Annotated in this window: 19 protein-coding genes and 1 tRNA gene; 5 read left to right on the top strand and 15 right to left on the bottom strand. The window is 54.3% G+C overall.

Annotated elements, in window-relative coordinates:
- Nucleotides 1-63: 63 nt before the first annotated feature.
- Both Pan97_RS16920 and Pan97_RS16915 read right to left on the bottom strand, forming a co-directional pair.
- The gene (locus Pan97_RS16920) at nucleotides 64-1,002 is read right to left on the bottom strand and encodes an aldose 1-epimerase (RefSeq protein WP_144974560.1); all 939 of its coding nucleotides are present in this window, start codon (nucleotides 1,000-1,002) and stop codon (nucleotides 64-66) included.
- A gap of 69 nt (nucleotides 1,003-1,071) precedes the next feature.
- On the bottom strand, nucleotides 1,072-1,995 hold the full coding sequence (locus Pan97_RS16915) for a hypothetical protein (RefSeq protein WP_144974558.1): 924 nt from the start codon (nucleotides 1,993-1,995) through the stop codon (nucleotides 1,072-1,074).
- Between the two features lie 278 nt (nucleotides 1,996-2,273).
- On the opposite strand from Pan97_RS16915, the gene Pan97_RS16910 reads away from it, so the two are divergent.
- Nucleotides 2,274-2,347 (top strand) — tRNA-Val (locus tag Pan97_RS16910).
- A 349-nt stretch (nucleotides 2,348-2,696) separates the two neighbouring features.
- Here Pan97_RS16910 and Pan97_RS16905 read toward each other — a convergent pair.
- Together Pan97_RS16905 and Pan97_RS16900 are read right to left on the bottom strand one after the other, a co-directional pair.
- Complete coding sequence (locus tag Pan97_RS16905) at nucleotides 2,697-3,659, bottom strand: tyrosine-type recombinase/integrase (protein WP_144974557.1); 963 nt, start codon at nucleotides 3,657-3,659, stop codon at nucleotides 2,697-2,699.
- A 45-nt stretch (nucleotides 3,660-3,704) separates the two neighbouring features.
- Nucleotides 3,705-4,073 carry a hypothetical protein gene (locus tag Pan97_RS16900; RefSeq protein ID WP_144974555.1) on the bottom strand — a complete coding sequence of 123 codons (369 nt, stop codon included), beginning with the start codon at nucleotides 4,071-4,073 and terminating at the stop codon, nucleotides 3,705-3,707.
- A gap of 132 nt (nucleotides 4,074-4,205) precedes the next feature.
- Between Pan97_RS16900 and Pan97_RS26690 the strand changes: the two genes are divergently transcribed.
- Nucleotides 4,206-4,388 carry a hypothetical protein gene (locus tag Pan97_RS26690; protein ID WP_206668900.1) on the top strand — a complete coding sequence of 61 codons (183 nt, stop codon included), beginning with the start codon at nucleotides 4,206-4,208 and terminating at the stop codon, nucleotides 4,386-4,388.
- Nucleotides 4,389-4,447: 59 nt separating this feature from the next.
- On the opposite strand, the gene Pan97_RS16895 is transcribed toward Pan97_RS26690, so the two are convergent.
- A complete protein-coding gene (locus Pan97_RS16895; protein ID WP_144974553.1) occupies nucleotides 4,448-5,398 on the bottom strand; it encodes a hypothetical protein in 951 nt (316 codons plus the stop codon).
- Between the two features lie 521 nt (nucleotides 5,399-5,919).
- On the opposite strand from Pan97_RS16895, the gene Pan97_RS16890 reads away from it, so the two are divergent.
- Nucleotides 5,920-6,597, top strand: coding sequence for a toxin-antitoxin system YwqK family antitoxin (locus Pan97_RS16890; RefSeq protein WP_144974551.1), 678 nt, complete (start codon nucleotides 5,920-5,922; stop codon nucleotides 6,595-6,597).
- A gap of 277 nt (nucleotides 6,598-6,874) precedes the next feature.
- Here Pan97_RS16890 and Pan97_RS16885 read toward each other — a convergent pair whose 3' ends face one another.
- The 8 genes from Pan97_RS16885 to Pan97_RS16850 all read right to left on the bottom strand — a co-directional run bounded on the left by Pan97_RS16885 (nucleotide 6,875) and on the right by Pan97_RS16850 (nucleotide 16,679).
- Complete coding sequence (locus tag Pan97_RS16885; protein WP_144974549.1) at nucleotides 6,875-8,911, bottom strand: coiled-coil domain-containing protein; 2,037 nt, start codon at nucleotides 8,909-8,911, stop codon at nucleotides 6,875-6,877.
- Nucleotides 8,912-9,323: 412 nt separating this feature from the next.
- Nucleotides 9,324-9,692 carry a hypothetical protein gene (locus Pan97_RS16880; protein ID WP_144974548.1) on the bottom strand — a complete coding sequence of 123 codons (369 nt, stop codon included), beginning with the start codon at nucleotides 9,690-9,692 and terminating at the stop codon, nucleotides 9,324-9,326.
- A 1,528-nt stretch (nucleotides 9,693-11,220) separates the two neighbouring features.
- Nucleotides 11,221-13,659 (bottom strand): primase-helicase zinc-binding domain-containing protein, encoded by a 2,439-nt coding sequence (locus Pan97_RS16875; protein WP_165698813.1) that lies wholly within the window; start codon nucleotides 13,657-13,659, stop codon nucleotides 11,221-11,223.
- A 56-nt stretch (nucleotides 13,660-13,715) separates the two neighbouring features.
- Complete coding sequence (locus tag Pan97_RS16870; protein WP_144974543.1) at nucleotides 13,716-14,078, bottom strand: hypothetical protein; 363 nt, start codon at nucleotides 14,076-14,078, stop codon at nucleotides 13,716-13,718.
- 89 nt (nucleotides 14,079-14,167) lie between these two features.
- Nucleotides 14,168-14,599, bottom strand: a complete 432-nt coding sequence (locus tag Pan97_RS16865; RefSeq protein ID WP_144974542.1) for a hypothetical protein — start codon at nucleotides 14,597-14,599, stop codon at nucleotides 14,168-14,170.
- Complete coding sequence (locus tag Pan97_RS27180) at nucleotides 14,583-14,855, bottom strand: excisionase family DNA-binding protein (RefSeq protein ID WP_165698812.1); 273 nt, start codon at nucleotides 14,853-14,855, stop codon at nucleotides 14,583-14,585. The genes Pan97_RS16865 and Pan97_RS27180 overlap by 17 nt, the downstream gene beginning before the upstream one ends.
- 77 nt (nucleotides 14,856-14,932) lie before the next feature.
- Nucleotides 14,933-15,169 carry a helix-turn-helix domain-containing protein gene (locus Pan97_RS16855; RefSeq protein ID WP_144974538.1) on the bottom strand — a complete coding sequence of 79 codons (237 nt, stop codon included), beginning with the start codon at nucleotides 15,167-15,169 and terminating at the stop codon, nucleotides 14,933-14,935.
- Between the two features lie 196 nt (nucleotides 15,170-15,365).
- Nucleotides 15,366-16,679: a hypothetical protein gene (locus Pan97_RS16850; protein ID WP_144974536.1), complete on the bottom strand. Its 1,314-nt coding sequence runs from the start codon at nucleotides 16,677-16,679 to the stop codon at nucleotides 15,366-15,368.
- 431 nt (nucleotides 16,680-17,110) lie between these two features.
- Here Pan97_RS16850 and Pan97_RS16845 point away from each other — a divergent pair, with 431 nt between their 5' ends.
- Nucleotides 17,111-17,368, top strand: a complete 258-nt coding sequence (locus tag Pan97_RS16845) for a hypothetical protein (RefSeq protein ID WP_144974534.1) — start codon at nucleotides 17,111-17,113, stop codon at nucleotides 17,366-17,368.
- A 57-nt stretch (nucleotides 17,369-17,425) separates the two neighbouring features.
- On the opposite strand, the gene Pan97_RS16840 is transcribed toward Pan97_RS16845, so the two are convergent.
- The gene (locus Pan97_RS16840) at nucleotides 17,426-18,058 is read right to left on the bottom strand and encodes a hypothetical protein (protein ID WP_144974532.1); all 633 of its coding nucleotides are present in this window, start codon (nucleotides 18,056-18,058) and stop codon (nucleotides 17,426-17,428) included.
- A gap of 341 nt (nucleotides 18,059-18,399) precedes the next feature.
- On the opposite strand from Pan97_RS16840, the gene mutS reads away from it, so the two are divergent.
- Nucleotides 18,400-20,994, top strand: coding sequence for a DNA mismatch repair protein MutS (gene mutS / locus Pan97_RS16835; RefSeq protein ID WP_144978480.1), 2,595 nt, complete (start codon nucleotides 18,400-18,402; stop codon nucleotides 20,992-20,994).
- Here the strand turns inward: mutS and Pan97_RS16830 are convergent.
- Nucleotides 20,991-22,421 carry a sulfatase gene (locus tag Pan97_RS16830; protein ID WP_144974530.1) on the bottom strand — a complete coding sequence of 477 codons (1,431 nt, stop codon included), beginning with the start codon at nucleotides 22,419-22,421 and terminating at the stop codon, nucleotides 20,991-20,993. The genes mutS and Pan97_RS16830 overlap by 4 nt on opposite strands.
- Between the last annotated feature and the right edge of the window lie 57 nt (nucleotides 22,422-22,478).

Raw genomic sequence — 22,478 nt, 5'->3', positions numbered from 1 at the left:
TGAATCAAAAAAAGGGCCCCGCACAGCTGGCGGGGCTCTTTTTTTGCGCTGAGTGCATGCCGACTACTTCACGCGAATGCGAACGGTCGTCTCGAAGACGTCACCTCCGGCCAGAACACGAAGGCCGCCGTTGTAACCTTGTCGACGCAGTTGAAAGGCATCGGGAATGCACGTGTACGGCTCGATGCAAAATGCCTGGCGATGTCCTGGATTGTAGAGCACAACCGATTCGAATTGATCGTCGAACTGCTGCTCGATGGTTCGCCCTGATCCTGGGTCGTGAATCGAAGTGGTACAGGCGCCATCCTCGCATTCGAGCCCGCCGAAGCCGTTATCGAACTGCGTATTCTTGAACAGCAGGGGATCGAATGGATCCGAGTCACGATTGAATTGATTGCCGCTGGCCAGTTGGTCTTTGAATTCCCAGGAGAACGTGAACGGTACGACAATTTCGCATTCGTCCGCGGATGGGCCCCCAATGGGCACTTGGAAGTAAGGATGCGTCCCGAGCCCAAAAGGAAGGGGCTTAGTTCCGGGATTCTCGACGCGATAGGTACCAGTCAGAGTTGTCCCCGATATTTCGTAGGTTGCCTGGATCTTGAAATCGGCAGGCCATTGCTCCAAGAGGGTCGCATCGTCCTGAGAAGCTTGAAACTCGGCGGTAACTTTCGACTCGGTCTTGTCGATCACGCGCCAGGCACGCTTAAAGACGAATCCGTGAATTGCGTTTCCTCGTCCATCCCCTTCGGGAATCGAGAATTCGCGATCTTCCCAAATCAGTTTGGTGCCCTTCAGGCGACCTGGGAAAGGAAAGAGAATCGGAATGCCACTGCTTGAGGGGCGTGCCGTTCCTTCGACGAAATCATCGGTGGACCAAAGGACATTGACCTCTTGCTGGTCTACCTTGGCGACGAATTGAAAGCAATTGAATCCAAACCCGGGGGTAATCTTCGCGAACGAGCCGGTGGCCTGGTCGCGAATTTCGATGACTTCCAGACTCATGGAAATGACTTCTTCTTTAGGTGACTCAACTTGGACTTGGGAACGATGATGACGGCCAACATCACGAGGCTAAAGTTCGCCACGACTCAGGAGCATCGTCGCGGTCATCAGTACAATCGTTCCTGCGAGTGTCATCAGGGCCATGTTCGCTTTTCGCCAGCTGCGATCAAAAAAGGCGAGCCCCGCCAGAAGATGCATCAGCCAGAAAGCCAAACCTACGCCCAGAGCGAACATAGCGGTACACAAGGTATCACCGCCCATCAAACGCGATTGCTGAGCAGAATTCAAGGTGGTTGTTAATACAAAACCGACTGGAATTTGAAGTAGTGTTGAAACCAGAGCGATCGTAAACGCGATTCCGGCCGTCGATTCCCGCGTATCCTCAGGCAGTTTTTTCAAGCATGAAATGCCCGTAACCAGACCACTGACGGCGAACGAAGCGAACCAGAAATGAAGCGTAAACCAGATCACTTCACCGTGGACAAGTAGCGACCGAAACTCGCCGGAATCGACCGGCGAATCGACTTCGACTTCTCCTCGTGCAATGAGCCCAAGAATCGTAAACAGAGTTGGGAAGTGATACAGCAGATTGGTCGCTGCCAGGATCGCGAGGAAACGTGAGAGAAAACGCTGCCAGCGGCTGCCACGTTTTCCCAATTGCCACCAGAGGAGATAACCGATCGTGCAGACCAGGGAAAAACCAATTTCCCAGAATCCAAAGAAGATCTTAGAGTCCCAGACGCTGTCAACGGCCCGAAAGTAGGCTTCGTTGCCCTGGGACCAAACCAGGATTCCCTGGATCAGGCCCAATACGATCCCGACAACCAAGGCAAATACCGACCACCACCCGACGGTACGTCCAACCGCAGCGATCTCTGGGCATTCCTGCCGCGTCGATCGGGCGTCGAGCCAAATCGACAGAAGTGGGCCGACCGAAGCAAGGTTCATCAGGATGAGGTGCAGCGAGAGGATGAGAATTCGCAGGTAAATCAAGGAGGGCTCCTGATCAAATCAGCCATTTCGAGCGACCGCTACCCTTTATAGTCGACTAGACCGCCACAAGATGGGAGTCGGAAGTCGGTTGTCTTGCATGTTTTCCGGGATGATGCGTGAATTCGATCAGATCGTCACCCAGACAAGTTGTCTACCAGGGGGAATGGCCAGCATCATCGGTAAAATATGTCGGTTTTATCGACTAAACACACCTTCGCCCACCATTCGGGTGTCATGTTGACGAAGTGAAAGTCCGATTGTTAAATTGTGCGATTCCAGGGCGATTAGCTCAGTTGGCTAGAGCGCTTGCCTTACAAGCAAGATGTCGGGGGTTCGAGCCCCTCATCGCCCACTTGAAGAGTAGGAATAGACGGGAAGAAATCGGATTCCTCGGGATTACCTAGGAGATTGGCCAGTTGAAGGAGTAATTCTTTCCCCTCGCTTCCGTCATCATCCGCTATCTTCGTCATCAGTTGTGTCATCACTTTTCCAATTTCAGGATTGCCGGCCTTGCTTGGCTGATCGTCCTGGATCTCTTTTGTGATGCCGGCCGCCTCTTGGAAGTCGTCTTCCGTCACCTGCAGGTAATGCTTTCGGGCTATCCGTTCGGTGTTGCCCATCCAAGCACAAACCTTGTGGCTGGCATATTGGTTCTCGAGTTCGGTCTGCCGGGTCGATCGGCAATTCTGGAAAAGCTTTGGTCAGGGCAGGGTGCCGGACTTCTCGATAATCTTGAGCATCCGCTTTCGGATATAGGCAGCGGAAAGCCCGTCGCTGCTGCGTGTGGCCATGATCAGATAGCGGTAGCCTTTGGCCTGGGCGATCTCCCAAGCGTCATCCAGGAACGGTCGCAGCTCCGGGAAGATGGGAATCAGTCGCTTATCCCTGCCGTCGTGGTGCTCTGTCTTGGGTGAGTGAATGAGGATCTTGTTTTGATCCCAAAGCACGTGCGACCATTCCAGGCCGTTGATTTCGCTGGGGATTCGGACGCCACCATAGCGGGCCAAGGCGAATATCAAACGCCACTGCGTATCGGGGCAGGCTTCCAGGACTTTGCCGGCTTGGTCCTGGGTCACGTAGTGGTAGCGGTCGGCACCTTGCTTGGGCAACGAGATCCCGGCGAAAGGGCTGGCCGAAATGAGACGCTTCCGAACTGCCGCGCGGAAATACTCCTTCACGTTGGAGAGTACCTTAGACCTGGTTGCCGTGCTTTTCATCGTCTCGATATCGTTCTTCAGATACCGCACAAAGCTATCGGCGTGGGCCTCGGTGATCTCTCGCAAAGGCGTGCTTTCGTCGATGTGGGCAAGCAGATGATTGCGAGACGTGTTGTGCTTGATCTGGGTGGATAGCTTCCAGTCGGAACGCTCGGCAAAGTATTCCTTCAGGAACTGCCCCAAGGTTTTGACGCTTCGGGGTTTGATCAGGTCCACTTTTGCCAGTTTGCCGGCCAGGGTATCACCGATCTCGCTAAGCCACTGGGCGGTAGATCCGTCCAGCGGATGGCCTGACCGGTTCGCCCCGTTGATGGCTTCAATGTGCATCGCCAGATTATTGGCAAACTTCTTGGTTGATCGACTGATAGAGACGCCACGTTTGCGGCCGTCTTTATCGTAGAACTGAATCAGGAAGGAGCCCTTCCCGCGTTGCTGAATACTTGCCATGGTCGTGGTCCTCTCGCATGGGAAAAGGGTGCTATCGGTTGTTGATCATCGTTTGGGTTTGGCTTTCGCCGGCTTCTTCCACTGGTACGCGTTCGGTCGCAGGCCGGCCAGGAAGTCAGCCAGGCGAAGGAGATCGATTGCCGCGCGTCGTACCTTGTCCGCTGTGATCTGAGGAATGGGGCCGTCTCGATCATCGACCACGAACCGGAAACGTAGGGGCTCGCCTGGATCGAGTCGGCCGCCAACCTTCACCCGATGCAGATGGCCACGGCTGATCCGGTTGGGCGTTCCGTCTTCGTTCCGATCGCATAGCCGCGGGGCGTAGCGAACAACAACGCCAGGTGCTATTTCGGCTTCGGGCTGTTGGGTTTGGCCATCTGGCTTGGTTTTCCGTGGTTGGGTTGTCTGTGTCATCCGTGCCTTTCTGGGAGTGCTATCTGGCGTTCAGTGAGATCTTGCCTGATTTTTGGTTGATTTGTTGGCTTTTGCCTTCAATGGAATTCGATGAGGTTTGTATCCTTTTCCCCTCTATTGGAGCATTGAACAATGATCGCAAAACAGCTCGAGCGAATGCTATCAACCATGGCCAAAGATATGGCCCATCAGTTCGTATTGTTGTGGCGGTTGCTACCTCAAAAACTGCAGGAAGCGATTCAATTCGCGGCGTTACTTACGGTAGTTCTGACAGGTGCTATCATCTGTTTGGCTTGGCAATTCAGCCAGCAATAGGAAATAAAAAGGGGCCTTCCCTGACCCCTCGCGAGTCCATTCGCTGGACGAATACTCAGTTACTGGTTTGGGCCATCAGGGGCCGTGCTGCTGGTGTTTCCACTTTCGCCGGCCTTCTCCTTCGCCTGGTTGAAATCCAAGCTGGGGACATCGGCCAGGGTAGGACGCTCGATAATGCGGGCCGTTGTGCCGTCGGTCGATCGCTGGTTGTGGTTCTCGACAAACCCTACACGAGGATCTTTGAAGGCAACGACGTATCGCGGTTGATCGGGCCCGGTGATCTCGACCATGAGCCGGGAAACCTGTTCGGCCATGCGTGGTGCAAGCTCGAGGGCTGTGTCACGCAGCTGGCCGGACGCTTCCAAGATACGCTTGGCGGCAGCCTCGTTGACCGTGGGGGCGTCTCGATCGTCGAAGTAATCGGCCAGGGTGAAGATTCCCCCGCGTTCGTCCAGTGCCTTGTCGTTGAATTCCAGATCGTGGATATGGCCTCGCGTGCCTTCGATCTTGTTGCCGTCGTCATCGATCAGGCCGGACTTGGGATTGTGCTTAATGCGGACGTTGGGAATGATCTCAGGCCCCCATTCCGCATCGTACTTGGCTTGAAGGTCATCGCCGACCGTCGGTGGTGGTCCGATATCACCGGTGGCCTTGATGTAGGCAAGCTCGATCTTCCTGCCCAGGGCCTTCAGTTCTTCCGCAGCTGCATAGATTCGCTCAAAGGCTGCCTTCTCGACTGGCTGGTCGATGTCGAGGATATCGACGATCAGCTCTAGGCTTTCGTCTCGATCGAGATACCCGTCATGATCTGGTTCGGCAACAAGTCGCCAGATATGCCCCCGCGTTTCTTCTTTGGGGTTGTCGTCTTCGTCATACATACAGGTGTCCAGGCCGTAGCGACCAATTGCCACACCCTCCGTTAAAACTCGGTGGTTTTCGTCGAGCTCCTTGTCTCCGAAATACTTACGTTCTCGCTTCTCTGAATTCGTGTTCGTGTCCTGCTGTGTCATAGTGACTTGCCTTTCCATGGCCGGCACCCGCGCACGAAAAAAGGAAGCGACCGCCGAAACCGTTTGGCAGGAACTTCCCAATCCGTGTGCACAAGTGCCGATCCAAGAACGGCGAAAGGCCGAACCCCCGCTTCGAAATCCCGTTAGCATCGGGACGCGCTGCTTTCTCTCCCCGTCCAATGACGGATCAACGATAGAACAAGCGCACGGTGGTTCGGCCTTTGGCCCTTTGTACTGATTAAGTACAAACATTAGGTGTTTTCCTGAAGTTGCTAAACGGTTTGTTTCGTCAGGTTTCGAAGCCCTTCGAACCAAAACAGGAGCACCAATAATCCCAGATGCGACCGAATGCGTCAAGCGATCGCTGCTTCCTGGCTGGTTTCGCGTGCATTCGCCGGCACCCTGCAAACTGATGCCGCTGTTGATGGCATTTGCGGCCGTTCGCTTGCATCGGGTGGTCAGTCCATCTAATTTGAGGGGGTTCGCTTCTCTCGCATCTTGACCCCATTCAAGGTAGGACCATGCCCCGTTTCCCGTTCGCGCTGCTCGTTGCCCTTCTGGCCGTGATAGCCGGCTGCTCTTCCAATTCATCGGGCCAGCCCTCCCCAGGTGAAACCAGCCAGGGTGAAACCGCCGATCATCCCACGCCAGAGATCCGCAGCGACGGCGCCTATGTCTACACGTTCGATGGAATCGAGTACCCCTTTCCGTCGGTGCTGACGTTCGACACCGGTGCTTGGGTTCGTGAGGATATTGTCTGGATCGATGGCATTCTCTTGGGTCATCAGTACGCCCACACGCAGCGACCAAAAAAAATGCTCTACAACATCACCCACAACGAAGACGGGTATACGGTTCGGTTTCAGGAGGGAAAGCGGGGCAAAAACGACTGGCTTGCCAATGGTAAGTGGCGTGCTGAATTTCCCAATGGCACCGCTTCTGAAACCATTTTTGTTGATGGACACGAGGAAGGCCCCCTGAAACTGTTCCACAAGAACGGATCTCTTCAATCTGAATTTGAGCTTATCGGCGGCGAAAAGAGCGGAAGTTTCAAACGGTTTCGCAGTAACGGCGTTATTGAGGCCAGCGGTATTATGGAAGATGGCGAAATAACATTCATGAAGCTCTACGATGAGCTTGGTCAACCTCTGGCTATAAAGGACATGACGACAGACAAAACAAAGATCTTGCAGCAATAAACAATTGACGCGCGTGGCGGTAGCCAATGCGCAGAGCGAAATTTCCCAACAGAAATGCAGCAAGCCCCCTGCCAATAACGGCCACTGCCCGTTTTCTACCCTCGCGTTGGCTAACCCGCAGCGTTCAGCATCGCGGGCATCCGTGCCGTTGGCGAACCGTCTCGCAGGCGGGGGAGGATGGCTATCATGCGAACATCGGCCCCCAGGCAAATTGTCTCGATCTTTCAGAAGTCTATAGAAGTTCATGATTTTGTCCTAATGTTTATGAGGGAATAGACTAACCGCCGACTCGCGTTTGCCCGGGGCCACCACCAAACATTGAGGAACGGTTAGATCCTTGCTGCTCTATGTCTTGCCGTATCTGTTGATTCATTAGTTCAAATTTGTGATCAATATCACTTGTAGCAGCATCTACAACCGTTTTGGTTATCTTTTCGACATCTAGTTTCGTCTCGACAATGATGCGACTCTCAATATCGAGCTTTGCCTGAAGCTCGGAAATGATCTTGCGGTTACCAGGGGAGCCGTCGCCCAGCTGGTTCAGAACCTGGCGTTCCATCGTGCCGAAGAACTGATCGAAATTACCAATCTCGGCGGCTGCCGTATCGCCTGCTCGGGCAAACTGCTCGGCTTGTTGGGTGCCGATGTTTCGCAGCATCATGCGTTCGTCTCTGCTCAATTCGCCGGCCCTGCCGATGCCCAGGCGTTGGGCCCGCTGCATGGCCATGATGGCATTGTGCTGGCTTACTTCGTCCATTTGGCCAAATCGTTCTTTTGCCGATAGATAGCGGCTCTCGGCTTCCATGCGTTGCTGCTTGGCAAGATCGAGTTGTTTCTGCAGTTCGCTACTGCGTGCCCTTGCGGCCGCAATCGATTCCTGCCCCGCTTCCCGCTCAAGTTGGATTCGACGCTCGGTAAGATCTTTGACGCGTTGGTGAGCTTCAACCAGTTGATTCTGGGCCCTTACAAGTTCCTCTCGCTGCATGCGACCAGGTTCAAGCGATTCGGCCATGGAGAACTGCTGCCGGGCGGTTTTTAGGTCACGTTGGGCGATGCCGAAACGATCCCTGACGGTTTCCAGATTGGGCCCACCGGTAAGTGCGTCGATCTCCTGTTCTCGTTGAATGGCCAGCTGGCGAAGTTGGCGCCGTAGATCGAACTGGTTTTGCCGTGCGTTGTTGTCTCGCTGGAATTGCTCAAACTCTTCACCGCTCAAGTAGGATTGCCGCTTGGCTTCCATCTGCTGGGTAATCGTCTGGCGAGCCTTGGCGGAGTCCTGCAGGGCTTCCAGGCCGTTGAACATCGATAGCCGATTGATGGGCAATCCACCGAAGAACAGCGTGTCGAATTGGCCGATGCGGTCCATGCTGCCGCCGATTGAGCCCATCATGCTATTGGGGTCGACCATGGTAGGATCGATTGCGTTTGCGGATCGGTCTCGGATTCCGCCCACGTTGAAGGCCATCGCACCACCGGCACCGACACCCGCGATTGCCAACGCAAGAGCCCCAGGAATCGAAAGAATCGCACCGCTTAGCGTAGTACCCAGGCCGGCGATTGCCGTCGTCAGGGTTGAACCAAGGCCCGTTGTGCCGATCGTTCCCGAGGCTACCGTTGTGGCGGTAGTGCCCAGACCGGTCAGCCCCAGATTCGCCGCGGCTCGAGTTCCCCCTCGTGCCCTGGCCAGGTTGAGAGCTTCCTCGGCAGCTGCTGCAGCAAGTACCGAATTGCGGTAGGCATCGACGGCCGAACGAATACCCCGGTAGATCTCGATACCACCCTTAGTGACGTCGACTACGGCTTGCACGCGAATGAGCACGCGCAGCATTTTTTCAATGTCCTCTTCGCCGGCCACGCCGATTTCAGCCAAGCCACGGCCAAACGTAACAAGTCCTTCTCCGGCTGACAGGAACGAATCGTGCATTTCCCGTGTCGATCGATGGATTCCGTCGACGTGCTTGCGGTGTTGCTCTTCCAGTTTTTCAAGGGCCGTTTTGCGGGCCTCTGTCTGCTTTTCGGTTTCATGCTTGATGATCCGAGTACGCTCTTCCTCGGCAATCTCGACCATGCGGGTTGCCTTGGTATGGATATCCTCCATGACCCCAAGCTGCTTGCGGTGCTCTTGATTGATCTTGTCGACGGCAGACGTTTCGCGTTCCTCGCGTGCCTTCGCAGAGTTCTTTACGTGGTTCAGTGCTTCGTTCTGGATCATCCCCATCAGGGCAGAAAACCGTTTGGCGTTCTGCTCGGCATCCGGGGCCATCTCCATAGTCAATTGATACTTGACTAGTCGCTGGGTTGATGGGTCGCTCATTCGGTCGTCTTCCCTGTAAGCAGGAATTGAAAGAGTTTGTTTCTACGGTTCTCGTCAATCTGCACCCGTACGTCAGCCAGAGCGGCGAAGTTGCGTGCCACGATTGGATCATTTGCCAGATGTTCCGGCATGTAGTGAAAATGGGACGCGTTACACATTCGCCAAAACTGGTACGTCCGATAGTTTTTTCTGCTGAGGGTGCATTCCTTGGCATTCTCAGGGCTCTTTTTTGGGCATGTGCTACAAGGTGTCGGGACTCCCGACGGGCGGGGCTGGAACTCTTCCTTGCGTTCCGGCCCGACTCGTACGGTTGCCTTCTGCCCGGTTTCAAGATCGTAGATCCATTTCGCGCAGTCGTCACAATCAATCGACGCCGCGCCCGGGTGTTCCTCGATAAGCCACACGCCCTGTATTAGTTTTTTAGGTCCGCTGCCTCATCGAATGACCCGGCGTTGTCATCGGCACTATCAGACGGTCGATAGCCGGCGATGGTGGAATAGATCTTGTCCAGCAGCTGGGGCCGTAGCGTTCGCAGTAGGTCCGGTTTGACATCGATCGGCAGCGACCAGGTGAGAAGATGCTCACCAATCGCCTTGGCCATGACGTTGCTTGTCTCGCCCTGGTGGGTGCGTTGGAGATCTTCGGCCCACTTCTCGCGCTGGTTGTGCAGCATCGGACGATATCGAAACCGAAGCTCACCATGGATGCCCTTGGCGGCTGCGATCGTGGCTTCCTCGCTGTAGCCATCGCTCACGAAAAAATCTTTGTGGTCAAAATTCATCGCTAGTGCTCCGTAAATGGAGGGTCAAAAAAATGCCGGCCTACAAATCAGCCAGCGAAAGGTGTTCTAGTTCTCGCGAAACCTTCGAAGCTCTGTGGGCGTCTGTAATGCGTTATCTAAGGCATGGGCGACCGGATACACTTCGAATCGTTTTAAGTGCGTCACAACGCGTTTCTGGTGCCTTAGATGTCGAATCATGGTTTCTATTGGGTAGCGTTTTGGGGATTTGAAATCTTGGGAAAGCAGCCCCGAGGAAGGCTGCTGAATCGTCAGACAGTGGTTTTTTCCTGGTCAACGATCTTTGCCAGGGCCGAAATCACGGACGTAACAACGGCTTTCGTCGGTCGATAACCTCGACCATGCAGGAACGGCCAAAGATCTCGGGATAATGCCACGCGATCAGCACGCACGACTTGCCCGTCGTCGGTGCGATATGCCCAATCACGACGCATCGCACCATTGGATTTGTTCCGGAACTCAGTTCGGAAAATCGTAGGATCGAGCCGGGGAAAAAATTCGATTGCCATTTCCTGTGGACTGGGCCGGCCTCGGCGCCGACGTTGGTGTCGGATCATTTCGGTTCTCGCTTTCGTGGTTCGGGTGATTGGTTACGGCCAGGGTGGGCGAAGTGCCGCGGCTGATCGGCTCGGCGTCGTTGTCGATGATTCGGCCACGTCGGATGGGTGCTTGCTGTCGGCCAGGAAATAAGACTTGGTGAACTACGTCCTGGTCAGGCGGATTCAGGAGGCTATCCGGTCCTTCGTATGCCGGAAGAAATTTCCCCGTCCAGATATCTGGGAAAAGTCGGCCGTTCTCGCCAGGGCGAAACTGTGGGTTCAGACAGAAAAATTTCGTGGCGTCGACCACATCGTGAACATCGTCAGGGCCTGGGTAGAGTCCGTATCGAAGCATCGTCCGCCAAGCGTGATGCCGAAAATGCCCCTCGGGGATCTCGATCACTTCCGGTCGCCAGACATTTCGAAACAGCCATCGCCACCGGCCAGTAGATCGATTCGCATGGAATTCACCACCGGTGACCCGTTCCACGAAAAGCAAGTTCCCAATTCCCCATCGCAGTCTGGTTGATCGATTCGGGGGATTCAAAACGTAGGCACCGCCGAACGGTGAAATTTTTGGCATGGCTTTCCGGATCATTTCTCACCTCTGAAAAAAATTGCTGGTCATGGACTGGAAAAATTCCCGACTCTCGAAACGTGACTCAAAAACTAAGCGGCTTGGCACCATGACACATGGACACTTTGTTCCCTGAATGTGGTCCTACTAACCCCTGCACCCTTTCACCCCTGTCTTTCCTTCCTTTTCCTCTTCTTCCTTATGGATATTTTCTAAATAAAAGTGTCCAAGTGTCATAGAAATAAGTAAGGGTAAGTTGATAAAGGAGTTAGGTAAAATTCTAAAGTGTCATGAAACTGTCATTGAAGTGTCCAAGTGTCATGCCTGGCTTGGTTGATTGAATTTCTCCGTGACACTTTGCACGCTACGACATGGCCGCAAAGGTTCTAAAGTGTCATAGGTTGTCGGTCTTTAAGCTCACCCCCGAAAATCCTCGCGTGGTTTTATTGAAGTGCGTTTTTCGTGCTCGTTTAACATGCGGCATGGCGTTTATCAGAAGGGTTGCGATCCTCTTGGGGCTTATTTTTGCAATGGTCGATAGTTGCCGTTCATCGGCCCAACGTCGCACTGCATCATGCAGGCTGTCATTGGGGATCCATCCGACGGGATCACTAACCAGGCAATCAGCAAAGAACTCTGAAAGCGGGTTGGAGTCCTCTTGGATTGACAAAAAATCCTCTTCGGTGCTGGCTGGACTGCGTAGTCGTTGGCCCGTAAGAATCATGGCCAGGCCCTGCATTGCCCATCCCAGGATGCCAGGGAGCTCGGCGCGAAGCGTCTCTTCCAGGTAGATGTTTTCAGATCCTGAGAATGACCGACGCGTACGCAGCAACAGCATCCTGGACGTTAAAGCGTCAGCCTCATCAAGCAGCGGCGAAGTCTCATTGCTGAGAATCAACAAGCGAGTTGACAATCTCGCTGCGTATTCTTCACGGTACTTCTGGTTGATCGGTACGTAATCCTCGCCAGTGATCGAGAGGATTCTCGGCAGAACTTCCGCAGCCGTTTGCCGTGAAAGCCGGCGTTCGTCAGCCAGTACCGCTAACCGGTGCCCAACCATGGAAGCCATACCATGAGACCCGGCCAGAGAGAGGAGGCTTGTGGACGCTACAAGGTGCTTCCCTACGGCCAACTGAATCATCTTGGCACCAAGCGATTTGCCGGAACGCTTGGGACCGGACCAAAGCAAGAATTTTTGCTGATTCGTCAACTCTGTCAGGCAATACCCGACGAACATTTGCAATGTCAGAATCTGGTCAAGTTCATCATCGAAGATTTCTGAAAGATATTTCTTCCAGTTTGGGCAGTCAGGAAAAACTAAATTCTCGCCCTGCTGATCGAAATCGAAGTCATGGGCGCCTGTCGTGAAGAATGCCGCAGTCCGGTCGAATACCGGCCAACCAGCTGCTGGCATGCCGGCAGTCGGGAAAATCAGTTTGGATTTCGTAGGGATTGCGGACTGAGGATCAAAGTTGCTAGGCATATCCCTGGGAGGTGATAGCCAGAATGTTGAATCTCCTGTTGTGGGTGCCAGGATCATCAAGCGAAGAGCTTGCTCGACGCTTGCTACTTTGCTCTTGGTTGGCCGCTGTCCTCTGATGTGCATGTGCTGCCAAATGACCTTAGTAAAGTGATCATCTTCAATATGCTCCCAGGTGTGTCCGTTCCATTTCCAAGTTTTTTTCTGGTGCCGACAGTAGCGGCTAAGCTCATTTGCTTTATCAACTAGGCTTTCGGCCCAAATCTGAGCAGCAATATCACAGTGGCTTGGCTCCTCATCGCCACTCCCTTGGTTCATCTTTTTCTGATTGGGCTGCCATTCAAGGGCACCCTCGATCGCGTTTTTAACAAGCTCTTCACCGTTGGGCTGTTTCAGTGCATCACGCGTATCGTCCCCCTTTGAGCCGTCCAGGGGCAACGGCAGCACCGCCACCCGAACCGATTGGGCAAAGCCGGCCAGGCGTGCGGCAGATTCATTAGCCTTTTCTTCCGCGCTGGTAGTGCGATCGGGAACAATGACTACATTGCAGCCCCTGAAGAGTGCCACAAATTTCGGTGACAGCTTTTCGCCGTTGATGCCAACAACCATAAAGCCTTTGGCATGCAATGCGGACGCATCCTTCACGCCTTCGACGATCAGCCATGTTTCGCCAGGCTGGGGAAATCGGGGCGTCCCATCGGCATTGTGAGGCAGAAACACGCCGGCCGGTTTCCCTTTCGCCAGCATGCCCTTTAAACGCTTCTTGTTGGTGGAATATGGCCAGATGCTGAAATCGCTGCATGGCTGGCAATTGGGGGCATAGACGGGAAACGTGACTTTAAATTCACTGCTTGAGCCCTGCTGGTGTATTTCAGCCTTGGCCCCATAAGTGATCAGTGATTCCCTGGGGCAGCTTTTGATTGCCGCCAAGTGACCAACAGCGTCAACGGTTGCTGGGGTGGTAGTCGCTTCCCTGGTCGGCTGCATTCCTAGAAAATCGCCAATACGTTGAAGCGTTTCCGGGAAATCCCCTGTGCGTCCAAAGTGCTGTGATGCTGATAAAAAATCGCCGTTATTCGAGTTAAAGCATTGATTGCAGAAAACGGCGCCGGCTTCTGGATCGACCAGGCGAAAGCGATCAGTGCCACCACAAGCCGGGCAGCTGTGATGCTGGCCGTCAAGCTTGCTCGAAGGAATGCCGGCAACATGAACAAGGATATCTAGCGTACGCCCCGCAGCTGCTGTTTTAACTTCTGCAGCGTCAAAGGTTCGCCGGCCGTGGCCGTTCGATCCATCCACGGAAGGCGTAGCAATGGGAGGGGAGAAGTTTGCCGGAATGTTTTTGCTGATCATTGTCGAAACTACCATGTCGAAATTCGCGTCGTGCGTCGTGGCTTGTTGTGGGCCTGTTACTTATGCAGCTGCTCTAATCGATCTCGGTTGGCGTCGATTATCTTCACCAGATCCGCCAAAGCTGATTCAGCGATGGGGCCTACCTCCGTGAGTATCCACTGAAGTATTTGATTTCGTTTTTGGGTAATTGCCCGGGAAGTCTCGAACGCCCAAAGCTGGCTTTCTGAAACAGGCATATTGAAATCAGGGATACCTTCGGTAGCTGCGATCGCGAGATACGATGCCCGCGGAATCAGCAAGAGCTTTCGTAGCAGTTGCTGGCCTTCGCGTCGTATCTCGCTGTCGACTTTCATGCTAAGTGCCTTTTCCTTGGCGAGATTACCGTTGATCTCTAAGGGATGCCGGGTGTTATCGTCCATGACGATTTCCGGCCATCCTCCCTCGGGTCTAGGGATGCCTCTCCGGTTGCTGGCCAGATGGATCTCGTTTGGTGCTTGCGTCTGCTGGATCATCGCTGGGACTCCATTCGTTTGCGGGCATCGTATTGAACCTGGCCGAACCACTCGGCAGGCTGTGTCGTGTCGGTGGCATCGATCGACCAACGCAGCCGGCGAATCAATGCGGGGCCGTCAGATGCGACCAGAGATAACTCGTGCGAGAAAGCGTCAAGGTCATAGACTGCCGGCCCTCGCGATTGGACAGCGAGCAAAGCAGCTGCCACGGCTTGGGCGGCAGGATCGGTGAACAGGTCGGGCGTGATCGGCAGCAGATCGACTAGGTTTGGATCGACCACCAGGCAGGCAAGTAATGCCCATTCCGGTGTGACCCGTTCTCGAGCCGCTGCCGTTCTGGGGTGAGGTAACCGCAGGCGATGCAGTCCACCGGGAAATCGTTTGGCTTGAGCTTTTGGGTTGGTGGGTGTACTATTTCGGGTGATCATCGGTCGTTTCTCCTGCTTGGTCGCTGGGGTTCGACGCGGAAACTTGGCCCGGGTGAGCTGGTCCCTCACCTGGGCTTTTTTCGTTCGTGGTCGGGACATCGCCCTGCATCTGCGCGAGTGCCCATTGCTCGACCGTTGGCCGATGAAAGCGAATAAGGCTGCCGATTTTCAGGTGAGGCATTCCCCGCGTTCGAACCCACTCGGAGATTGTGCGGTCCGTCGTATCGAAAAGCTTTGCCGTCTTTAGCTTGTTCATGAACGGCGACGGCTCTTGGTCGTGTGGCCTGTCACTGGTTTCCCTCGATGGACGTTTCGGGGTCGGTGTGCGGATTATCATTTGGCACCCCCTTGGGATTGTCGGTCAATCCATTCGCGAAGCTTGCGAGGCGAGTACAGAACCCGATTGCGTATGCGGGTGTGGGGAATCTCTCCGGCTTGTGTCAGCGTCCAAAGCAACCGGCGACTGATCGACAGTAATGGGGCTGCCTTGTCGGCACCAACCAGAATAGGTTCTGCCGTGACGGTAGGGGTGTCCCCAGCCGTAGGCGAAAGGTCAATCGTATGCTGCATCTCTGATCTCCTGCGTTTGAGAACGGGCGGTTGCCCTGTGCAGAGATCTATCTTCTAAGATGTTTGGGCGGATTCTTGATTTGTCCGGGTGTCCGGGCAAAATGTCCGGGCAAATTGCAGTACCAGAGATGCAACATGCAGCAAGTTATTTGCGAAACAATGCGAAAGAAATTTGGCCGGATGCCCGGACATGCAGCTATTTAATACTCTCGCGTCCGGCCTTCTCGTGCCGCTCTTCCCATTTGCGATGGGCGTCCAGTTCGCTTTTCACTTCACCTTCATCATGAGTTTCAGTGTCAAATTTTTGCTTGAGCCATAGTACAAAATTGGCATGGCTGACCCTGGTGAATTTGTCGGATTTGTAGTCTTCCTTGAATTGAAGCCAGCGTTGTTTAAGTAGTTCGCGTTCCTCGATTACCCCTTTTGGAACACTACTATTCTGGCCTTTTTCGTTGTTCTCGACTTCGCCTGCCTGAATAGTGTCGTGGGGGCAGTCATGCGAATCGCTGGTTTTATCTGGAACTTGCGAGTTTTCCTTGGTGCCGGTTGATTCGTTGCTCTCTTGGCTGCGATGCTTTAACAGCGCCAAAAGCACTTTGCCGACAGATTCATGGTAGATCGCAAAAGCATTTCTAATTTGCTGCTCTGTTTCTTCTGAGCGGTCCCAATAGGCTAGATCTTCTTGGCTCGGAAACCGAAGGTTCGGTAGTGGTGACGATTCGATAACGGGTACTGTCGAGAGTAGTTCCCAAACAAGATCGATCTCCAATTGTGGTGCGTCAATGCCGTGAATCGTGGGTGATGGCCATGCTTTTTGCAGTTCAAGGATAAGGTAATGAAGTACGGCCAAACGGTCGTTAAGTTCGTTAGTTGAATCCTGCAGCATTTTTGCAACGGGGGCTCGGTAGATCGACCTGCCGTTCCATCGCTTGCCGGCCAGGACATCGATTGCACGCAAGCTATAGGTTGCGATGTTGGGAATCGTGATAAATGCCCCATGAATCTCTTTGGAGAACTTGAAGGTTTGACCAGGGATCCACCAGTCAGGGGCAATGGATGGATCGGTGAATTTGTCATAGAGCAACCCCATCCACACGCCTGCAGGAATCGGAAAGTCTCGAGTGCATTTGGGCACCTTGCTAAAGGCAGTCCAATCACCGATCAGATTTCCGGCCTGACCAATAGCATCAAACAGCACCCTGGGCATGTTGCTCAAAAAATAGAATCGACGATAGATTTTTGCTTTCTCGGGTGCTTCTTTACCATAAGCAGCAATCGCTGAGACGGGAAAACCGTATCTTTCGCCAATCCAGTTCCAGTCGTCCTCAGAGGTAGGCAGGAGGTTCTTGAAGGCAGGCAAGTCCAGGAACACGCTATTAGTCGCGGTGCCTTGGTGCTGAACGATGACGGAATAAAACTTGTCCGCCTCAAACGCTTCGAACGTCGCTTTCAGTTTGAGAAGTTCCACCCGCTGCGAAACGCTGGGGCATATCCATACTGGGCCATGCATGGCAAAAGACTCCTATGTGAAAGAGCCAGTCACGAGGCCAGGGCCATAGGAAAACCCTGCCTCGTGACTGGCCAAGCAAGCGGGGTAGCTACTCCCCGCCGATCGTTCCATTGATTGTGCCACCCCTGGGGATGGCTGGCAACGCTTGCACCCTACGCATCGCCGCTGTTTTCATGTGACAGCATCGCCGGCCAGGCAGTGGATAAACCCCATCGAAAAGAGCCGACTTGCCGCGAATGCCCTCAAATACGTCATCACTCGCAAAGTTTGGCTTTACTTCAGTTTGGCTAAAATCCGAAGGAGTAATAACTTAAGGTGGTCGGTTTGCAGTTTGGTATCGAGCCCCTCATTGCCCACTTTTTTGCACCCGTAACTCACGGCGAGTTATGGGTCTTTCTATGCGCTGTTTGTGTGAATAAGGACATTCGGACATGGACGAACGCGAAGAACTGTTGGCAGCCGCTTGCGAAGAAAACTCCCTCTCGATGGAGGAACTGAACGAGCAATATGGTCCCGAAAGCTTCGGAAATCACGAGGCGGTCGATCGCATCTATGTGACGGAAGCCACCTGGAGCGAGCATATCGCCAGCCATCCGGCCATTTTGTTGGATGCCGAGGCCTATCAGATGGCCGTTAAGGTCAGCGAAATGATGGCCGAACTCTACAATCGCATGTCGGCAAAAGACTAGCGGTTCGTTGGAAATAGATAGCCACAAGCACGGATGTATTTCTACTTCGTGCTGTGGCTAATCTTCGTCCTCGCCGGTGTCATATTGATGCCGGGTCTGCGGAACGTCCTGGCCGGCATGGAGCTGCGCCAGGGCATGCTGCAGCATCGCGGGCATGTCCGACTCAGACAGGTCGTCGGTCGAGAAGATCTGGGCCGTGCAATTGGGAAGGTTCTCCATATCTCCACCGAGTTCGTCGGCGTCGACAAATAGTAAGATGCCTGTCTGCCGACGGACGAGCATCTCTTCCATGAATTCCATGGGAGTCAATTCGGCGAGCATGGCCTCGAGCTTATTCTTGGCCGCTTTGATTCTCTGGGCTCGGTTTTTCTTTTCCCATTCGATCAGTTCCGACAACTCACGTGCGGAGATGTCTTCCTTAAACTTGATCCCGAGCTTTTTTCCTTCCCTCTTCTGAGCTTCCGAGGCAACCGGAGAGTTTCGCAGGATCACCGTTGAGTCTCCGCGTTCCTTATTGTTGGACTTTTCCGATTTCCTTTTATGGTCAGAACCGGACCCAGCTTCCCCGCTAGGTACGCGGATGGCCTGTTGGCAGCCAGGACACGAGATCTTTTTGCCGGCATACTTTGGCTTGGCTTTGATCGTGTTCTTACAGTGTTTGCACTTAAAGCGGATCAGGTCGTCCGGCATCGTTTGCCCCTGGCACTCCTGGTTGAAGTCACGGGTTCCTGGGAATGGCCCATTCTTACGACCGCATCCTTGCAGCCATTGAGTTTAGATCGAGCCATTAGCCGAACGCATCCTTTTTGGTTTATGTTCAGCTGAAAACAGCGAATTTGGCGAAGGATTACCGTTTCTTCATACTTGCTTCGATCTCAGCTGTCTAAGTTGCCCCTCCTGCATCGCCAGGGCTTCGCCTGTTATGTTAATTTTGTGGTGGTTTGCCCCTGGCAAGCGAGTTCCTCTTGGTGATAGGAATTCTCCGCTTGGAAGCATAGTCGGCAGGAAAACGATAGGTTGTGAAGATGGCGATGACCCCAATGATGCAGCAGTACCACGAAGCAAAGAATGCTTGTGGCGACGCGATCTTGCTGTTCCGCATGGGTGACTTCTATGAATTATTCAACGATGACGCAGTCACCGCTTCCAAAGTCCTGGGGATGACCCTGACCAGCCGGGACAAAGGGGAAAACGCCACCCCGATGGCTGGTTTTCCGCACCATCAACTCGACTCTTATCTTGCCAAGTTGATCCAGCAAGGCTATCGCGTCGGTATCTGTGATCAGGTTGAAGATCCGAAGCAAGCCAAGGGGATCGTTAAACGCGAGATCACTCGTATCCTTTCTCCCGGCACGCTGACCGATGATTCACTATTGAGTCCCAAGGAAAGCAATTTTCTGGCCGCCGTTTTATGCGAAGGGGATCACGCTGGGATTAGTTGGATCGAACTCTCGACCGGACGATTCCTGGCCGGCGTCTTCTCGGCGGCCCGACTTGCTGACGAACTGGCACGAATTGCCCCTTCGGAGTGTTTGCTTTCCGAAGGGACCGACGCGCTGCCTAAGCACATGAATGGGCAATTCCTACAGACGCAGCGTCCGGCCTGGGCGTTTGGAGGGAAGTCGGCCGACGAGAAACTTTCGAAACACTTCGAAATCAAGAGTCTGGATGGTTTCGGCTTTGAGGAGGGGGACCGCCTGGCAATTCGAGCGGCCGGTGCGATCCTCGACTATCTGCAAGAGACGCAGCGCGGCTCGCTCGAGCATTTGCAGACGCTGATTCCCTATCGGCAGACCAATGCCGTTGAGATCGATGAATCGACGCGACGTTCGCTGGAACTGACCCGTACCATTCGCGATCAACGACGGGATGGAACGCTAATTTCAATCCTGGATCGCTGTCGCACACCGATGGGAAGCCGCTTGATGGCCGATTGGCTGGGAAGCCCCTTGGCATCGGTTCAGCCCATTTGTGAACGTCACGATGCCGTCGAGGAACTAAAGAACGATTTGACGCTGTCCGAGGCACTCGGCGATGCACTGGCAGGCGTTTACGACCTGCAGCGGCTGTTGACCCGCGTTACCACAGGCCGGGCAAGTCCACGCGACTTAAGCTTCGTCGGACGCACCCTCGCCAAGCTTCCGCGAATCAAGGCGAAAGTGACCTCCCGGAAGAGCAAGTTGCTGGGGGAGATTGAAGGTCAAATTGACCTGTGTCCTGAGGTGCACGATAAGTTGGCCGCGGCGCTCATTGAAGATTGTCCGCTGACGACGGCCGATGGTGGGTTCATTCAAGATGGTTACAACGCCAAGCTGGACGAGTTGCGAGGCCTGGCTGCCGGCGGGAAGCAGTGGATTGCCAACTACCAGGCCGAGGAAAGCAAGAAGTCCGGCATCCCCAACATGAAGGTGGGGTTCAACAAAGTCTTCGGTTACTACATCGAGATCACCAACGCCCATCGGGAAAAGGTCCCCACCTACTTCCATCGCAAGCAGACGCTTAAAAATGCCGAGCGCTATATCACGCCGGAACTGAAAGAGTACGAAGAGAAAGTTCTGTCGGCCGACGAGAAAGCAAAGACGCTGGAATACGACCTGTTCGCCGAACTACGAGATCTCGTGCAAGCTGCCGCCGATCGACTTCGCGGTACGGCCACCGCTCTGGCCAACCTGGATGCGTTGGTTTCGCTGGGGAACCTGGCCCGCGATCGCAATTACTGTCGTCCGAAAATCGATGACGGCAAAGAACTGGCCATTGTCGACGGACGTCATCCCGTGCTGGACGTGACCGAGGAAGCTGGCACCTTCATTCCCAACGACACGATGCTCGGTGGGGAAGATGCGGACGATATCGCCATCATCACCGGTCCCAACATGGCGGGTAAAAGTACCTACATTCGCCAGGTCGGGCTGATTGCGATCATGGCCCAAATGGGCAGCTTTGTCCCGGCCAAGGAAGCCAGGGTTGGCATCGTCGATCGGGTATTTGCACGCGTCGGAGCAAGCGATGAGCTATCACGCGGTCAAAGTACGTTTATGGTCGAGATGACCGAGACGGCTCGGATTCTCAATACGGCAACCGAACGTAGTCTGGTGATCTTGGATGAAATTGGCAGAGGGACCAGCACCTACGACGGGGTTTCACTGGCCTGGTCGATCGTCGAGTACATTCACGATCGAATTGGTTGTCGCACGTTGTTCGCCACGCACTATCACGAACTAGCTGACTTGTCGCAGTCGCTCGACCGCGTGACCAACTTGAATGTGGCGGTGAAGGAATGGGACGACAAGATCATCTTCCTGCACAAGATCGTCGCTGGGGCCGCTGACAAGAGCTATGGGATTTATGTAGCCCGGCTGGCTGGGATTCCCAACGACGTCAACGAACGTGCCAAGCAGATCCTGACTCAACTCGAGCAGGAGCACTTGGACCTGGATGGGCAATCGAAGATTCGCCCCAAGCGGGATCGGCACCCCAAGACCGATCTTCAGTTGACCTTGTTCGGGCCGAGTGAACATCCGGTGGTCGAAGAGATTCGCCAAACTGATCTCAGCGGCCTGACGCCACTGGATGCGTTTCAGAAACTGATCCAGTGGCAGAGTGAGCTGAAGAAGCCGGTGAACTAAGCATCTTTTCGATGCGTGGGCATCTTGGCGCCGGTTTCCTTCCGCCACGCTTTGAGTTTTGCGTGCATCTTCTCGGCGAGGTCCGGCTTCTTAGCGGCTAAATCGTTTTGTTCGCCGATGTCTTCGGCTATGTTGTACAGTTCGAGATGGCCGTCTTCATAGAACTCGATCAGCTTCCAATCTCCTTCGCGAATCGCAGACGTGGGGGAGCCCCCTTGGTTGCCGTAGTGAGGGTAGTGCCAGTAGATCGCACCGCGATCAATCTCTTTGCCTTCGAGGACCGGGGCAAAGCTCATGCCGTCGATCGTTAGATTCTTCGGAACCTCGATGCCGGCGATTTGCAGCATCGTGGGGAAGAAGTCGACGCTGCTGACATACTGCGAAGTCTCGGTGCCGGCCTTGGTGGTGCCAGGCCAGCGAACGATCATTGGTTCGCGAATGCCACCTTCGTAGATCCAGCCTTTGCCGGCACGAAGCGGCAGGTTACTCGTCGGGTGCCCTTCCGAGGTCGAAAGGCCGCCGTTATCCGACATGAAGATGACGACGGTGTCTTTGGTCAGCCCAAGCTGGTCGATGCCGTTAAGCACCTTGCCCACGGCTTGATCCATGGCATCGACCATGCCAGCGTAAATCGCGTGTTCCTGGACGAGACGTACTTTGCGTTCCCCTTCCTGTCCCCAGATTTCTCCATGTTCGAGCGTTTCCTTCTTTTGCTGGTACTTCTGCTTGAGGTCTTCGCGAGACATCAGCGGCGTATGCACCGAATAGAAAGAAAGATACGCCAGGAACGGTTCGTCTTGATGCTCGGTGATGAACTTGACTGTTTCGGTAGCCAGGCGATCCGGCAAATGTTCACCGTCGGGACCGTCTTTCAGGCGTGGATTGCCATAGGGTGAGAAATACTTCTTGCCACCGTAAGGGCCACCGCGGTCGATGCCACCTTGGTTGACGTCGAAGCCTTGGTGTTCCGGCCAGTACTGCTCGCCGCCCAGGTGCCACTTGCCGGCAAAGAAGGTCGCGTAGCCGTTCTGCTTGAGAAGTTCCGCGATGGTGGTTTCGTCATGAGCAAGCTGCATTTCGTAGGGAGCCGGCAGCATCTTGGTCTTGCGGTTCCAACGCTCAGGCTGAGCGGCGCCGATGTAGTCGGTAATTCCGGTCCGGGTCGGATAACGACCTGTCATGATGCTGGCTCGGGTTGGGGAGCACACCTGGCAAGCCGCGTACGCATTGGTGAACTTCAGGCCGCTTGCGGCAAGCTTATCGACGTTGGGAGTTTCGTAAAACGAACTTCCATAGCAGCCCAGGTCGGTCCAGCCGAGATCATCGACCAAAAAGAACACAAAATTCGGTTTGCGATCTTCAGCCGACGTTGTTTGTGGAGCCAACAGTAACGCCAGGGCAGAAAGCAGAATCGCTAGGGTTCGCATGGGAAGTTTCTCGATACGCGGTAGGAAAATGGATAAGCGTGAGGCGAAGCGGCACTT

It is taken from the genome of Bremerella volcania, from assembly GCF_007748115.1.
GTDB lineage: Bacteria > Planctomycetota > Planctomycetia > Pirellulales > Pirellulaceae > Bremerella > Bremerella volcania.
The sequence above is the reverse complement of the archived record's forward strand: the minus strand, read 5'-3'. Positions and strand labels throughout refer to the sequence as shown.

Excerpts from the sequence above, each read along its gene's own strand:
- Pan97_RS16920 (WP_144974560.1), bottom strand. The coding sequence starts at position 1,002 with ATGAGTCTGGAAGTCATCGAAATTCGCGACCAGGCCACCGGCTCGTTC.
- Pan97_RS16905 (WP_144974557.1), bottom strand. The coding sequence starts at position 3,659 with ATGGCAAGTATTCAGCAACGCGGGAAGGGCTCCTTCCTGATTCAGTTC.
- Pan97_RS16900 (WP_144974555.1), bottom strand. The coding sequence starts at position 4,073 with ATGACACAGACAACCCAACCACGGAAAACCAAGCCAGATGGCCAAACC.
- Pan97_RS26690 (WP_206668900.1), top strand. The coding sequence starts at position 4,206 with ATGATCGCAAAACAGCTCGAGCGAATGCTATCAACCATGGCCAAAGAT.
- Pan97_RS16895 (WP_144974553.1), bottom strand. The coding sequence starts at position 5,398 with ATGACACAGCAGGACACGAACACGAATTCAGAGAAGCGAGAACGTAAG.
- Pan97_RS16890 (WP_144974551.1), top strand. The coding sequence starts at position 5,920 with ATGCCCCGTTTCCCGTTCGCGCTGCTCGTTGCCCTTCTGGCCGTGATA.
- Pan97_RS16885 (WP_144974549.1), bottom strand. The coding sequence starts at position 8,911 with ATGAGCGACCCATCAACCCAGCGACTAGTCAAGTATCAATTGACTATG.
- Pan97_RS16880 (WP_144974548.1), bottom strand. The coding sequence starts at position 9,692 with ATGAATTTTGACCACAAAGATTTTTTCGTGAGCGATGGCTACAGCGAG.
- Pan97_RS16875 (WP_165698813.1), bottom strand. The coding sequence starts at position 13,659 with ATGATCAGCAAAAACATTCCGGCAAACTTCTCCCCTCCCATTGCTACG.
- Pan97_RS16870 (WP_144974543.1), bottom strand. The coding sequence starts at position 14,078 with ATGGACGATAACACCCGGCATCCCTTAGAGATCAACGGTAATCTCGCC.
- Pan97_RS16865 (WP_144974542.1), bottom strand. The coding sequence starts at position 14,599 with ATGATCACCCGAAATAGTACACCCACCAACCCAAAAGCTCAAGCCAAA.
- Pan97_RS27180 (WP_165698812.1), bottom strand. The coding sequence starts at position 14,855 with ATGAACAAGCTAAAGACGGCAAAGCTTTTCGATACGACGGACCGCACA.
- Pan97_RS16855 (WP_144974538.1), bottom strand. The coding sequence starts at position 15,169 with ATGCAGCATACGATTGACCTTTCGCCTACGGCTGGGGACACCCCTACC.
- Pan97_RS16850 (WP_144974536.1), bottom strand. The coding sequence starts at position 16,679 with ATGCATGGCCCAGTATGGATATGCCCCAGCGTTTCGCAGCGGGTGGAA.
- Pan97_RS16845 (WP_144974534.1), top strand. The coding sequence starts at position 17,111 with ATGGACGAACGCGAAGAACTGTTGGCAGCCGCTTGCGAAGAAAACTCC.
- Pan97_RS16840 (WP_144974532.1), bottom strand. The coding sequence starts at position 18,058 with ATGCCGGACGACCTGATCCGCTTTAAGTGCAAACACTGTAAGAACACG.
- mutS (WP_144978480.1), top strand. The coding sequence starts at position 18,400 with ATGACCCCAATGATGCAGCAGTACCACGAAGCAAAGAATGCTTGTGGC.
- Pan97_RS16830 (WP_144974530.1), bottom strand. The coding sequence starts at position 22,421 with ATGCGAACCCTAGCGATTCTGCTTTCTGCCCTGGCGTTACTGTTGGCT.